This window comes from Streptomyces torulosus (assembly GCF_001419765.1).
Classification (GTDB): Bacteria; Actinomycetota; Actinomycetes; order Streptomycetales; family Streptomycetaceae; genus Streptomyces; species Streptomyces torulosus.
In genome coordinates this window covers 17,708-32,573 of sequence record NZ_LIRK01000266.1, presented here as the reverse complement: position 1 = coordinate 32,573, position 14,866 = coordinate 17,708, and the positions used below count along the sequence as shown (strand labels likewise).

The window sequence follows — 14,866 nt, the reverse complement described above, 5'->3', positions numbered from 1 at the left end:
GGCACTCTCGACATCAGCGGTCTCCACGGCGTCGGTCTCGTCGCCCAAGGCCGTCGCGTCTTCCTCGGCCGTCCAATCCTCCGAGGGTGCCGCCTCCCCGTCCGTGCCCGCTCCGGTGCTCTCGTCGCCCGGGGACGCCGCCTCGTCAGCCCCCTCGGCCCTGTCGACCCCGTCCGCTCCGGCCCCCTCCGCCCCCTCCGCTCCGGTCGGTCCTTCCTGGAGTGCCGCCGCCTCGGCGATGGCCGCGTGGCGTTCCGCTTCCGTGAGGCGGGTTCTTGCCGTTACTCCCACCGCCCCGCGGTGCGTCGTGACGTAGTCCCTCGTGGTGGCCACCGCGCTGCGGGCCGGTAGCAGCCAGCGGTCCTCGCGGCAGAGGGCGTCGAGGGGGTCGGTGTGTGTGCCCTCGCGGGGCGCCCCCTGTTTCGCCACGTCGGCGGCGCGTGCCACCTCCGAGGCGAGCCGCTCCACCCCTGTCACGAGGACGTCCGCCTGGTCGATGGCACCCTCGGCGGCCCGGAGGTGCACGGCGGCCGTGAGCGGGTCGCCCGCGTAGGTGAACTGGCGGGCCCGGTTCAGCTCGGCCGTCGCGAACACCAGCCGGTCCTCGGCGTGTTCGGCGTGGCTGGTGACGGGGAGGACGACGTCGGGAGCGTAGTGCTCGCGGAGCCCGGCGAGGGTGGCGGCCGCCGTCGCCGTACGGCCGGTCAGCTCACGGAAGCGGCCCTCCGCGCTCTGCAGGGCCGGGACCGCGTCGCGTTCCAGGGCGCGGAGCTGGTCGAAGGCGGGGGCGGCGATGTCGAGGCGTCGCTGGGCCATCGTGCAGCGGGCGAGGATCTCCTCCAGCAGGGCCCGCTCCTCGTCGGGCGGGAGCGTGCCGGTGGTGTCGTCGAGCCGCTGCCGGAGCCGGAAGGCCGCCTCGACCTCGCGGCGCGCGTCCGCCAGGGCGTCGGTGAACGGTTGGGCCGCAGCAGGGCCCGACCGGGCGACGGCGAAGCGGAGTTCCTCGGCGCCGGTACGGACGCAGTCGTCCGTCTCCACCAGCAGACGGCGGCCCCGTTGGTGCAGGTCCGGCAGCGGGGGCAGATGCTCTTCGAAGGTCCCGGTCGGCGTCGTCCGCAGCGCCGCGCGCCGCTTGCGCCGGACGAGTGAGTACGCGGCGAAACCGGCGACCACCGCGGCGACCGCGACCGGCAGGATCAGATCCGTCGCCGAACTACCGTCGTCACCGGGCGCCGCGTCGCCCACCCCGACGGCCGCGGCCCGCCGGGCGCCGACCGGGAACGGTGACGGGCCGATGTCCGCGGACCCCGCGGACCACTCGGCGACCGCCGGGGACGCGGCCGCCGCCGCGGGCGTCCGGTGGCCCGTGTCCGGCGAGTCCGTGAACGGGACCAGCAGCAGCCAGACCAAGGCGGTCATCCCGCCGAACGCGGCGTGCGCCACCCGCACCCCTATGTGCGACGTGGCGCCGCGCGACCGGTTACTCCTCGAACGCGACGTCACATTTGGGAGCGTATGGCCGGACCCGCCAGGTCGCGACCGGGAGGAGGCAAAGACGTCCCGGACGCGGCCCGTCCGCTCCGCTCACGATGCGGCGCCCCCGTGGAGGGCGCTCAGTCCGCCGAGGAGCGCCTCCTGATCTTCGAGCCGAGCCAGACGAGCGGGTCGTACTTGCGGTCGACGGCCCGTTCCTTCAACGGGATGAGCGCGTTGTCCGTGATCCGGATGCCCTCGGGGCAGACCTCCGTGCAGCACTTGGTGATGTTGCAGTAGCCGAGGCCGTGCTCGTCCTGAGCGGTGCGCTTGCGGTCCAGGCCGGTGTCCTCGGCCGCGTCCAGCGGGTGCATGTCCAGTTCGGCGACGCGCATGAGGAAGCGGGGGCCCGCGAACGCCGGCTTGTTCTCCTCGTGGTCGCGGACCACATGGCAGGTGTCCTGGCACAGGAAGCACTCGATGCACTTGCGGAACTCCTGCGGACGGTCCACGTCCTCCTGCATCATCCGGTACTCACCAGGGCCGAGCCCCTCCGGCGGTACGAACGCCGGAACCTCCCTCGCCTTCTGGTAGTTGAAGCCGACGTCCGTCACCAGATCCCGTACGACGGGGAAGGCCCGCAAGGGTGTGACCGTGATCGTCTCGTCCCGCTCGAACACCGACATCCGGGTCATGCACATCAGCCGGGGACGGCCGTTGATCTCCGCCGAGCACGAACCGCACTTGCCGGCCTTGCAGTTCCAGCGGACGGCGAGGTCCGGTGCCTGCGTCGCCTGGAGGCGGTGGATGATGTCCAGCACCACCTCGCCGTCGTTGACCTCGACCTTGAAGTCCTCCAGGCCGCCGCCCCCCACATCGCCCCGCCACACCCTGAAGTGGGCCGTGTAGCCGCTCATGACCGTGGCTCCTCGTGGCTGCTCACTCGTACAGCTCCTCTTCGGCGAGGTACTTGACCAGCTCCTCCTTGTCGAAGAGGGCGAGCAGGTCCGGGCGGATGGGATCGGTGGTCTCCCGCGTCAGGGAGATCTGGCCCGCGACGGGGTCGGTGGCCGCGAGCCCGCCCGTCGGGTCGGTGAGCCGGCACAGCAGGTTGAGCCGGCGCCAGTCGCGGTCCATCGCCGGGTGGTCCTCGCGGGTGTGGCCGCCGCGCGACTCGGTGCGCTCCAGCGCGGCCCGCGCCACGCACTCGCTGACCAGCAGCATGTTCCGCAGGTCCAGGGAGAGGTGCCAGCCCGGGTTGAACTGCCGGTGCCCCTCGACCCCGGCCCGGCGCGCCCGCACCCGGAGATCGGCCAGCTTCTCCAGGGCCTGCTCCATCTCGCCCTCGCGGCGGATGATGCCGACCAGGTCGTTCATGGCCTGCTGGAGCTCCTGGTGCAGGGTGTACGGGTTCTCCGGCGGCTGTCCTTCGGGGCGGACCTCGCCCTCGGCGGAGAACGGGCGCAGCGCCTCGGCGGCGGCCGCGTCGACCTGCTCGTCGTCCACCGGGGGCCGTGCCCCGGTGAGGCCCGTCGCGTACTCGGCCGCGTGCAGCCCGGCCCGGCGGCCGAACACCAGCAGGTCGGACAGGGAGTTGCCGCCCAGCCGGTTGGAGCCGTGCATCCCGCCGGCCACCTCCCCGGCCGCGAACAGCCCCGGCACCCCGCGGGCCGCCGCCGTGTCCGACTCGACGGCGATGCCGCCCATCACGTAGTGGCAGGTGGGGCCGACCTCCATGGCCTCCGCGGTGATGTCGACGTCGGCCAGCTCCTTGAACTGGTGGTACATCGAGGGCAGCCGGCGGCGGATCACCTCGGCCGGCATACGGGTCGACACGTCCAGGAAGACCCCGCCGTGCGGGGAGCCCCGGCCCGCCTTCACCTCCGCGTTGATGGCGCGGGCCACCTCGTCACGGGGAAGCAGCTCGGGGGGCCGCCGGTTGTGGTCGGGGTCCTCGTACCAGCGGTCGCCCTCCTCCTCGGACTGCGCGTACTTCTCCTTGAAGACGTCCGGGATGTAGTCGAACATGAACCGTTTGCCCTCGGAGTTCCTGAGGACCCCGCCGTCGCCGCGCACCGACTCGGTGACGAGGATGCCCTTCACCGACGGCGGCCAGACCATGCCCGTCGGATGGAACTGCACGAACTCCATGTTCAGCAGCGGCGCCCCCGCGAGCAGCGCCAGCGCGTGCCCGTCGCCCGTGTACTCCCACGAGTTCGACGTCACCTTGAAGGACTTGCCGATGCCACCGGTGGCGATGACGACGGCAGGCGCTTCGAGGACGAAGAAACGGCCCGACTCGCGCTCGTAGGCGAAGACTCCCGAGACGCGGCCGCCGTCCTTGAGGACCCGGGTGACCGTGCACTCCTGGAAGACCTTCAGCCGGGACTCGTACTCCCCGGTCTCCTTGTGGTCCTCCTGCTGGAGCGCCACGATCTTCTGCTGGAGCGTGCGGATCAGTTCCAGTCCCGTGCGGTCGCCGACGTGCGCGAGCCGCGGGTACTCGTGGCCGCCGAAGTTGCGCTGCGAGATCCGGCCGTCCTTCGTACGGTCGAACAGCGCGCCCCAGGTCTCCAGCTCCCACACCCGGTCGGGGGCCTCGCGGGCGTGCAGCTCGGCCATGCGCCACTGGTTGAGGAACTTCCCGCCGCGCATGGTGTCGCGGAAGTGGACCTGCCAGTTGTCACCGGAGTTGACGTTGGCCATGGCGGCCGCGATGCCGCCCTCGGCCATCACCGTGTGGGCCTTGCCGAACAGCGACTTGCAGATCACCGCCGTACGGGCGCCCCGTTCGCGGGCCTCGATCGCGGCGCGCAGCCCGGCTCCGCCGGCGCCGACCACGACGACGTCCCACTCCTGTCGTTCGACCACGGACATCTCAAGCACCTTTTGTCGTCAGAAGAGGGTCGGGTCGTCGAACGCGCCGGACGCGAGCAGATACACGTAGAAGTCGGCGAGCGCCACGCTCACCAAGGACGCCCAGGCCAACTGCATATGGCGTGCGTTGAGCCTGCCGACCCACTGCCACATCCGGTAGCGCACGGGATGCTTGGAGAAGTGCTTGAGCTTGCCGCCGACGATGTGCCGGCACGAGTGGCAGGAGATCGTGTAGGCCCAGATCAGCACGATGTTGATCAGGAAGACGAGCGTGCCGAGGCCCATGTGGCCCCACTCGTAGTTCTCGTCGCGGAACGCGAGGACGGTGTCGTACGTCAGGATCCCGGCGACGACGATCGCGGCGTAGAAGAAGTAGCGGTGGATGTTCTGCAGGATCAGCGGGAAGCGGGTCTCACCGGTGTACTTCTTGTGCGGCTCGGCCACCGCGCAGGCGGGCGGGGACGCCCAGAAGCCGCGGTAGTAGGCCTTGCGGTAGTAGTAGCAGGTCAGGCGGAAGCCCAACGGGAAGATCAGGATGATGATCGCCGGTGAGACGCCCCACCAGCTGCCGAAGATCTCCCAGTTGGGTCCCGCGTGCATCGGCTCGCAGCGCTCCGCCAGACACGGGGAGTAGAACGGCGAGACATAGGGGGCCGCGTAGTAGTGCGCGTCCGAGAAGGCCCGCCATGTCGAGTACACGATGAAGGCGAGCAGACCGGCCGCGGTGCCGGCCGGGGCCAGCCACCAGCGGTCGGTCCGCAGATGCGGTGCGGTGATCGCGGCGCGTGTACCGCTGTGCACGCCGCCGCGCTGGGGATGGGGTTCTGTGCCTGGAGGTTCCGTACCAGTGGCCAACGGGGACTCCCGGTCGGTTCTTTTCGGTTGTCGGGCGCTCGGCGTGCCGGGTGCTCGGGGTCAGGGGGCGCGGCGGTCGCGGGCGCCGAGTCCCTCGTCGTCCGAGTCCGTCCACAGCGAGTCGTCGTACGGGGTGTCGGGGATGGGGACGAGTTCGGGGTGCTTGGTCGACGAGCGGGCGACGGCCCCCTCGCGCAGCAGCGCGACACTCTCGCGCAGGTGATCGGCGTCGGCGCGGACACGGCGCATGTCGAGCCCACCGCTGCCGATCTGTTGTTCCAGGCGTCCCACCGACCGATAGAGGTCGTCGAGGCAGCGCTGGACCGATGTCAGTTCATCTTGCACGGACATGACTTGCCCTCACTTCCGCGGATCGTCGAGGACCGAGGCGGCAACGTTCATGCGCCTGCGAGTGTTGCGCGTCACACGTTGCGCTGGGAAGGGATGTGCATCGATTGGCGGATTGCGGGCCTCCTCCGCACGCCCATACGCGCTCGGTGTGCGCCGGGGATCACCTACGGCGCGTTGCGCCGCACGAGTGGCTTTTCGATCCCCGTCGTCGTGTCTCCCTCGGTCGGTGAACCCCTTCCTCTTCAGTGTGTGGCCATAGATGTGATCAGCTCCATATGCACCCAAAAGTGATCATAACGCCCTCCTGGTGGAGGGTGCGGTCCTCCGGAGGTAGCAGTGATGTCCCACCACGGCGTCGGACCGCGTGCGGTGATGCGCTCGGTCGCTTTCCTGACCGCGGGTGTGCTCGCGGCGCCCCTGCTCACGGCCTGCGGCGAGGAGGACCCCGCGGGCAGGCCGGCGGCCGGCCCCGACATCGCGCCGGCCGCCCGTGACCGGATCGCCGACGGCGGCACCCTGCGCTGGGCCGTGGACGCCGTACCGGAGACGTTCAACACGTTCCAGGCGGACGCCGACCCCACCAGCGCGCGCGTCGCCGACGCCGTCCTGCCGTCGATGTACCGCCTCGACGCCGGGGGACGCCCCCAGGTCGACACCGACTACCTGGAGTCCGCGAAGATCGTCGAACGCGAACCCCGGCAGGTCGTGCTCTACAAGCTCCACCAGGAGGCGGTGTGGAGCGACGGCCGGGAGATCGGCGCCGCCGACTTCGTCGCCCAGTGGCGGGCCCTGTCCGGCAAGGACTCCGCGTACTGGACCGCCCGGAACGCCGGCTACGAGCGCATCGAGAAGGTCGAGCGCGGCGCCAACGACCTGGAGGTCCGCGTCACCTTCGCCCGCCCCTACGCCGACTGGAAGTCGCTGTTCTCCCCGCTCTACCCCAAGCAGGTGACAGGCACCCCCGACGCCTTCAACGACGGCGCCCGCAAGAAGCTGAACGTCACCGCCGGCCCCTTCGCCGTCAAGGACATCGACCGCAAGGGCGGCAAGGTCACCCTCACCCGCAACCCCCGCTGGTGGGGCCGCCAGGCCAAGCTGTCGGAACTGGTGCTGCGTGCCGTCCCCCGCGACAAGCGGGCCGAGGCGCTCGCCAAGGGCGAGGTGGACATCGCCGAGATCGACTCGTCCCAGGCGCAGCGCGTCATGCTGGCCGGCAAGGAGGCCCGGGGCCCCGAGGGCTCCGCGGGCCCCCGCGGCTCCGCCTCCCCGCAGGGCTCTGGGCACGTCCGGGGGGCGGCGCAGGGCCTCGGTGGTCCCCTCGCAGGGGTCGGCGGCACCCTCGTCCAGGGGGGCGGCGCCGCACTGACGCCCGCGCAGTCGCTGCGGTCCTGGGCGATCGCGCACGGCTCCGACGAGAAGGCCGCCGGCAAGGAGACCAGCGCCCGGAAGAAGCGGCGGGCGGCGCTCGCCGAGTACAGCGCGCAGCAGTCCGCCCTGCGCGGTTTCGAGGTGCGCCGCTCCCTCGAACCGGCCTTCACCCAGCTCGCCCTCAACGGCGCCGACGGCCCCCTCGCCGACGAGCGCGTCCGCCGCGCGGTGGCCCGCGCCCTCGACCGCGAGGAACTCGCCGCCCTCGTCCTGAAGCCGCTGGGCCTGCCCGCCGCCCCGGTGGGCAGCCACCTCGCCCTCTCCGGCCAGGCCGCCTACGCCGACAACAGCGGTGCCCTCGGCGGCCAGGACACCGACGAGGCCCGCGCCCTTCTCGCCGACGCCGGCTGGGAGGAGGGCGGCCCGCTCCGGGAGACCGAGAAGGCCGCCGGGGCGGAGGGCGAGAAGACCGCCGGGTCGAAGGAGGAGAAGCCCGAGAAGAAGTCGGAGAAGAAGTCCGAGAAGAAGTCGGACGACGCGGCGGACAAGAAGGCGGAGAAGAAGACCGGCGACGAGGACACCTACGTCGTCGGCGACGACAACAAGCCGTACGAGACCGACGACGACAGCCCCCTCGCCCGGGACGGCAAGGAGAACGCCCCCGGCGCCTACGCCCCGCGCGGCACGCGGGCACCCGGCGACGCCGCGCGGGCGCCGCTCGCCAAGAACGGCAAGCCGCTCACCCTCCGCTTCGTCCTGCCGTCGGGCCCGGGCACCGAGTCCCTGCGCACCGTCGGCGAGCGGATCGCGGTGATGCTGGAGCAGGTCGGCATCCGCACGGAGATCTCCAAGGTCGCCGACGACAGCTACTTCAAGGACCACATCGCGAACGGGCAGTACGACCTCGCCCTGTACTCGTGGCCCACCTCCGCGTTCCCCGCCACCGACGCCCGCCCGATCTACGCCAAGCCGGTCCCGGCGGCCGACGGTTCGCTGAGCATCGAGCAGAACTACACCCGCGTCGGCACCAACCAGGTCGACCAGCTCTTCGACCAGGCGATCTCCACCCTCGACGAGTCCGAGACCCGCTCCCTGATCCGCAAGGCCGACGCCCGCATCTGGGCCGCGGCCGGCTCGATCCCCCTCTACCAGCGCCCCCAGCTCTACGCCGCCCGCCCGCACCTGGCGAACGCCGGCGCCTTCGGCTTCCAGACCCCCGTCTACGAGGACATGGGCTTCCTGAAGAAGGGCGCGACGGCGCCGGAGAGCCCCACGAGCAAGTGATCACCGTCCACCCGCGCTCCGGCCGCCGCCCCGTACGACAGGGGCGGCGGCCGGAGCGGTGTCCGGCGGGTTCTCCCGCCGCCAAGGGCGTCTGAGCTGGGGCGGAGCGGGGGCCGCACGGCCCGGGGAGCCCTTGCCCTCGTGGGCCCGTACCATGGGGTGAGGCCGTGGCGTGTCCAGCCCGGCAGGGCCCGCGTAACACAGACGTACGCAGCAGGGCCGTCCTCACACTCCGGGAGAACGCCGCAATATGGCCACGCGCCACGACATCCGCAATGTCGCCATCGTCGCCCACGTCGACCACGGCAAGACGACCATCGTCGACGGCATGCTGAAGCAGGCCGGTGCCTTCGCCGCGCACCAGCTCGACTCCGTCGACGACCGCATGATGGACTCGAACGACCTGGAGCGTGAGAAGGGCATCACGATCCTCGCCAAGAACACGGCGGTCAAGTACCACCCGAAGGACGGCGGGGAGCCCATCACGATCAACATCATCGACACCCCCGGCCACGCCGACTTCGGCGGCGAGGTCGAGCGCGGTCTGTCGATGGTCGACGGTGTCGTGCTGCTCGTCGACGCCTCCGAGGGCCCGCTGCCGCAGACCCGCTTCGTGCTGCGCAAGGCGCTCCAGCAGCGGCTGCCGATCATCCTGTGCATCAACAAGACGGACCGCCCGGACTCCCGGATCGACGAGGTCGTCAACGAGACCTACGACCTGTTCCTGGACCTGGACGCCGACGAGGACCAGATCGAGTTCCCGATCGTGTACGCCTGCGGCCGTGACGGCGTCGCCTCGCTGACCAAGCCCGCCGACGGCACCGTCCCGACCGACTCCACCAACCTGGAGCCGTTCTTCTCGACGATCCTGGAGCACATCCCCGCGCCGACGTACGACGACGCCGCCCCGCTCCAGGCCCACGTCACCAACCTCGACGCGGACAACTTCCTCGGCCGTATCGCGCTGCTCCGCGTCCACCAGGGCGAGCTGAAGAAGGGGCAGACCGTCGCCTGGATGAAGCGCGACGGCTCCGTCACCAACGTGCGTATCTCCGAGCTGATGATGACCGAGGCGCTCACCCGCAAGCCGGCCGAGAAGGCGGGCCCCGGTGACATCTGCGCCGTCGCCGGTATCCCCGACATCATGATCGGCGAGACCCTCGCCGACGTGGAGAACCCGCTGGCGCTGCCGCTCATCACGGTCGACGAGCCCGCGATCTCCATGGTCATCGGTACCAACACCTCCCCGCTGGTCGGCCGCGGCGGCACCGGCAAGGGCGCGGACGCCAAGGCGGCCGTGAAGGACCGCAAGGTCACCGCCCGCCAGGTCAAGGACCGCCTCGACCGCGAGCTGATCGGCAACGTCTCGCTGCGCGTGCTGGACACCGAGCGCCCCGACGCCTGGGAGGTGCAGGGCCGCGGTGAGCTGGCGCTGGCCATCCTGGTCGAGCAGATGCGCCGCGAGGGCTTCGAGCTGACCATCGGCAAGCCGCAGGTGGTCACCAAGGAGATCGACGGCAAGACGTACGAGCCGGTCGAGCGCATGACGATCGACGTGCCCGAGGAGCACATGGGCGCCGTCACGCAGCTCATGGGTGTCCGCAAGGGCCGGATGGACAACATGTCCAACCACGGCTCGGGTTGGGTCCGTATGGAGTTCGTGGTGCCCTCGCGCGGCCTCATCGGCTTCCGTACCGAGTTCCTCACGCAGACCCGCGGCACGGGCATCGGGCACTCCATCCACGAGGGCTTCGAGCCCTGGTTCGGCACCCTGCAGACCCGCAACAACGGCTCGCTCGTCGCCGACCGCTCCGGCGCCGTCACCGCGTTCGCGATGACGAACCTCCAGGAGCGCGGCGTGCTGTTCGTGGAGCCCGGCACCGAGGTGTACGAGGGCATGATCGTCGGTGAGAACTCGCGCGCCGACGACATGGACGTCAACATCACCAAGGAGAAGAAGCTGACGAACATGCGGTCCTCGACCGCTGACGTCGCCGAGTCCATCGTCCCGCCCCGCAAGCTCTCGCTGGAGCAGTCGCTGGAGTTCTGCCGGGACGACGAGTGCGTCGAGGTGACCCCGGAGGCCGTGCGCATCCGCAAGGTCAACCTGGACGCCCGCGAGCGCGCCCGCGCCGCCAGCCGCGCCAAGCACGGCTGACAGACCGTCATCCGCGGTCCCCGAGGCCCCGGTCCACCGCCCAGCGGCGGGCCGGGCCCGCGGTGTGCCCGCACACGGGGAGAGCCTGTGAAGGGACCGGGGCTCCCGGACCACTCGTGAAGGAGCGGTGGGCGAAGGTCGGCCTCACGACCCGAACCCCTCCGCGGGCTGTCCATGTGCTGTGAAGCACTGTTCGCATATCGGTGTTCCAGCGATCAAGTTTCGGACATGTAAACAAAAATCCTTCACCGAATGTCCGATTCGCCGGAATCCCGTCTCGGCTGTCAAGCGCGCGCAGATGTCAATCTTTGCAATTTTTGCTCAAAATATGGACGGTAGGGAGATCCCTATGCCTTCCGCCCTTGACGCGCGTTGACTCACTTGGCGAAAGTTCCCCCAAAACGCAGAACCCGCCGGTAGCCGGATCTGTGCTGCGCTCAACTCTCCAACCCCCCGGGGGAAGAACACACATGACCAGTCCAACCAAGGCCGAGGGCTCCGGGCCCGCGGTCGCCTTGGACCCCGAACTGGCGGCGACCTCCGAGGTCGACAAGCCCAAGACCCTTGAGGGCCGTTCCCCCGGCCAGCTCATGTGGCAGCGTTTCAGGCGTGACCGTACCGGCATGATCTGCGCCGGGGTAGTGATTTTCTACTTCGTCATCGCCCTGTGCGCGCCCCTGATGACGGCCCTCAGCGGGACCAACCCGTACACGCTGTACGGGCAGGACCCGACGTACGTCGACACCAACCCGATCCTGGACGACTTCGGTCTGCCGCTCGGCTACTTCGGTGGTGTCTCGGGGGACCACTGGTTCGGTGTCGAGCCGCAGTACGGCCGTGACCTGTTCGCCATGCTGATGTACGGCATGCGCACCTCGCTGTACATGGCGCTGGGTGTGACCGTGCTCCTGATGGTCACCGGTGTCATCATCGGTCTCATCGGCGGTTACTTCGGCGGTCGCACCGACTACTGGATCGGTCGCGTCACCGACTTCTTCCTCGCCTTCCCTCAGCAGCTGTTCTTCATCGCCTTCATGCCCGTGGTCACGGCGTTCTTCGTCGACCCGCAGGAAGAAACCCCCACTTACTTCCGGGCGGTGGCGATCCTGATCGTGCTGTGGCTGCTGGGCTGGATGGGTATGGCCCGCCTGGTCCGCTCCACCGTGCTCTCCCTGCGTGAGCGGGAGTTCGTGGAGGCGGCCAAGGTGTCCGGCGCCTCGCCGTGGCGGATCGTCCGCAAGGAGATCCTGCCGAACGTCGTCTCGCCGATCCTGGTGCAGTTCACGTATCAGCTGCCCAGCACGATCCTCACCATCGCGTTCCTGTCCTTCGCGGGTGTCGGCTTCGTCGAGCCCACCCCGGACTGGGGACGGCTCTTCGCCGCCGGCGCCAGGTACGCCGAGCAGGACCCGGCGTTCATGTTCTTCCCGGGCCTCGCGCTGGTGATCTTCATCCTGTGCTTCAACCTCCTCGGAGACTCCGTACGGGATGCGTTCGACCCCAAGTCCGGGCGCTGAATCGTCCATTGGTGGGGGGTGGCTGCCGCCCCCGCGTCGGCCTACCAGCCGCGTCAGGCAGTACTCATGGATAACAACCGACAGGTAGGTGCATACACCGTCATGAAGTCGCTCACCTCGCGCAGAGCGCGCGCCATAGTGGTCGCCGTAGCGGCCGGCTCCCTCGTGCTCACGGCGTGCTCCGAGAACAAGGGCAACACCTCGGGGACCGACTCCAAGAAGGACCAGAAGAAGGCCGCCCAGCAGTCGAAGGCGATCACCTACGCCGACGCCGCCGCGTCGACCGGTCCTGCCGCGGAGGTGGCCGGCGCGAAGAGCGGCGGCACCATCGAGGTCTACCAGGAGGCCGGCCTCTCGCACCTGGACCCGGGTCAGATCTACGTCTCCGACGGTGGCCAGGTCGCCAACCTGATCTACCGCGGGCTGACCAACTTCCAGGAGGACGGCAAGGGCAACATGTCCGTCGTCGGTGACATCGCCACCGACGCCGGCAAGTCGTCCGACGGCGGCAAGACCTGGACGTACACGCTCAAGGACGGCATCAAGGACCAGAACGGCAACGAGATCACCTCGGCCGACGTCCGCCACACCGTCGAGCGCATGTACGCCGAGTTCATCTTCGACGGCCCGAACTACCTGCAGACCTGGCTGAGCGGTCCGAAGTACCGCGAGCAGCTGAAGGACGGCGGCTTCGGCAAGAAGCACCTGCCGGCCTCGGTCCTGGACACCCCGGACGACAAGACGGTCGTATTCCACTTCGACAAGCCGCGTCCGGACCTGCCGCAGATGCTGGCCATGTCGGGCTACTCCATCGTTCCGGAGAAGACCGACACGAAGGAGAAGTACGACAAGGCCCCGGTCTCCCTCGGCCCGTACAAGATCTCCGAGTACAAGGTCGGCAAGGCCCTCAAGCTGGTCAAGAACGACCAGTGGGACCCGAAGACCGACTCCGTGCGCCACCAGTACGTGGACGGCTGGAACTTCGACTTCGGTGTCACCGAGTCCACCCAGACCAAGCGTCTGATCGCGGACCAGGGCGGCTCCAAGAACGCCATCCAGTTCACCGGCAGCGTCGAGTCCACCCAGATCCAGGACGTCATCACCGACCCGGCCGTCAACAAGCGCACCATCAAGGGCTACCAGCCCTACGTCATGGTGCTGAACTTCAACCTGGACCGGGTCAAGAACAAGAAGGTCCGCGACGCCGTCACCTACGCGGTGAACTCCAAGTCGCTGATCGCCGGTGAGGGTGGCGCCTACGGCGGCGACCCGGCCCCGAACCTGTTCGCCCCGACCCTGCCGGGCTACGAGGCCAAGTACGACCCGTACGGCCGCCTGAAGACGCCGTCCGGCAACATCGAGAAGGCCAAGGAGCTCCTGAAGGACGTCCCGGCGTCCGAGAAGAAGCTGGTCTTCGCCTACCGCAACAGCGAGAACGAGCAGAAGCGCAAGGTCGCCCTCGAGGACGCGCTGTCCAAGGTCGGCATCAAGGTCGTCGGCAAGGAGATCGACGCCGCGAGCTTCTACGAGCAGATCGGCAAGGTCAAGAACCCGTACGACATCTACGTGACCGGCTGGGGCCAGGACTGGCCGTCCGCGGGCACGGTCGTCACGCCGATCTACGACGGTGACCAGATCGCCGACGGTTCGCCGAACTACTCGCACGTGAACGACCCGAAGGTCCAGGAGCTGATCAAGAAGGCCCTCTCCGAGGAGCCGACCGCGGCCCAGAAGACCTGGCAGGAGGCGCACCACTACATCCTGGAGAAGATCAACCCGGCTGCTCCGCTGTGGTACGCCAAGCAGTTCCAGCTCTACGGTTCGAACATCGGCGGTGCCCGCTACAGCACCGAGTCGAGCTACATCGACGTCAACAACCTGTTCCTGAAGTCGTAACTCCCTACGGCTGATCGCGGGGGTGCGCACCAGGCGGAGCGCATCCCCGCGGTTCCGTGAAACCGTCCACCCTCTCTGCAGAGAGCAGCCTCCCCGCCATGCTTCAGTTCATCATCCGGCGCCTGGCCGGTGCCGTCGTCACCTTGTTCCTGATCGGCGCCGTCACGTTCTTCCTCTTCATCGCCGGGCCGTCCGACTACGCCTCTCTGGCCTGTGGCAGGGACTGCTCCCCGACGAGGATCGCGGACATCCGCGAGGCGCTCGGCCTCAATCTGCCGGTCGCCACGCAGTTCTGGCAGTTCATGTCCGGCATCGTGATGGGCCGTGACTTCCCGGACGGCCACTGCGCCGCCCCGTGCCTCGGCCAGTCGTTCTACTCGGGCGACATGGTCTGGGACACGATCTTGGACCGCTTCCCGACCACCCTCACGCTGACCGTCGGTGGCACGATCTGCTTCCTGATCTTCGGTGTGGGTGCCGGCATGATCTCCGCCTACCGGCGCGGTTCCACGCTCGACAAGTTCGCCACGGGCTCGTCGATGGTGCTCAGCTCCTTCCAGATCTACTTCCTCGGTCCGATCGCGCTGACGGTCCTCGTCTACAGCACGGGCTGGATGGAGGACCCGGGGTACGTCCCCATCAGCGAGGACCCGGTCCGCTGGTTCGTCGGGATGTCGATCCCGGTGGTCGTGATGGCCACGATCTTCACCGCGCAGTACACGCGTATGGCACGCGCTTCCATGATCGAGCAGCTAGCCGAGGAGCACGTACGCACGGCCCGGGCCAAGGGCATGACGAAGAAGTACGTCTTCTTCCGCTACGCCTGGCGCGGCTCGCTCATCCCGATCGTCACGGTCCTCGGTATCGACATCAGCTCCATGCTGGGCGGCGCCGTGGTCACGGAACTCACCTTCTCGCTGCAGGGCATCGGCCGCCTGGCCGTGAACGGCGCCATGACGAGGGACCTCCCCCTGACGATGGGCGTCATGATGTTCGGGGCCTTCTTCATCCTGATCGTGAACATCCTCACCGACATCGCGTACGCCTGGATCGACCCGCGCGTCCGGCTCTCCTAGGAAGAACGAAC

The 14,866-nt window shown here is 69.1% G+C and carries 10 protein-coding genes; 5 read left to right on the top strand and 5 right to left on the bottom strand.

All coding sequences use genetic code 11. The annotated features are described in order from the left end of the window. The 5 genes from AOK23_RS19385 to AOK23_RS19365 form a co-directional block, all read right to left on the bottom strand. Positions 1-1,503: hypothetical protein (locus AOK23_RS19385; protein ID WP_206336239.1), on the bottom strand; the 1,503-nt coding region annotated here is incomplete at its 3' end. A gap of 110 nt (positions 1,504-1,613) precedes the next feature. Further along, on the bottom strand, positions 1,614-2,390 hold the full coding sequence (locus AOK23_RS19380; RefSeq protein WP_055543386.1) for a succinate dehydrogenase/fumarate reductase iron-sulfur subunit: 777 nt from the start codon (positions 2,388-2,390) through the stop codon (positions 1,614-1,616). A 22-nt stretch (positions 2,391-2,412) separates the two neighbouring features. Further along, complete coding sequence (locus tag AOK23_RS19375; RefSeq protein WP_055713959.1) at positions 2,413-4,350, bottom strand: fumarate reductase/succinate dehydrogenase flavoprotein subunit; 1,938 nt, start codon at positions 4,348-4,350, stop codon at positions 2,413-2,415. Between the two features lie 18 nt (positions 4,351-4,368). Then, a complete protein-coding gene (locus tag AOK23_RS19370; protein WP_055713958.1) occupies positions 4,369-5,205 on the bottom strand; it encodes a hypothetical protein in 837 nt (278 codons plus the stop codon). 60 nt (positions 5,206-5,265) lie between these two features. Then, positions 5,266-5,556 carry a hypothetical protein gene (locus AOK23_RS19365; RefSeq protein WP_055540190.1) on the bottom strand — a complete coding sequence of 97 codons (291 nt, stop codon included), beginning with the start codon at positions 5,554-5,556 and terminating at the stop codon, positions 5,266-5,268. Between the two features lie 339 nt (positions 5,557-5,895). Between AOK23_RS19365 and AOK23_RS19360 the strand changes: the two genes are divergently transcribed. From AOK23_RS19360 to AOK23_RS19340, 5 genes are all read left to right on the top strand, one after another. After that, entirely contained in the window at positions 5,896-8,208 is a 2,313-nt protein-coding gene (locus AOK23_RS19360; RefSeq protein WP_055713957.1) for an ABC transporter family substrate-binding protein, read from the top strand. A 250-nt stretch (positions 8,209-8,458) separates the two neighbouring features. After that, positions 8,459-10,366 (top strand): translational GTPase TypA, encoded by a 1,908-nt coding sequence (gene typA / locus AOK23_RS19355; protein ID WP_055713956.1) that lies wholly within the window; start codon positions 8,459-8,461, stop codon positions 10,364-10,366. A gap of 470 nt (positions 10,367-10,836) precedes the next feature. Then, positions 10,837-11,883: an ABC transporter permease gene (locus AOK23_RS19350; RefSeq protein WP_055713955.1), complete on the top strand. Its 1,047-nt coding sequence runs from the start codon at positions 10,837-10,839 to the stop codon at positions 11,881-11,883. A gap of 102 nt (positions 11,884-11,985) precedes the next feature. Continuing rightward, a complete protein-coding gene (locus AOK23_RS19345; RefSeq protein WP_055713954.1) occupies positions 11,986-13,779 on the top strand; it encodes an ABC transporter substrate-binding protein in 1,794 nt (597 codons plus the stop codon). A gap of 98 nt (positions 13,780-13,877) precedes the next feature. Beyond that, the gene (locus AOK23_RS19340) at positions 13,878-14,855 is read left to right on the top strand and encodes an ABC transporter permease (RefSeq protein ID WP_055713953.1); all 978 of its coding nucleotides are present in this window, start codon (positions 13,878-13,880) and stop codon (positions 14,853-14,855) included. Positions 14,856-14,866 lie beyond the last annotated feature (11 nt).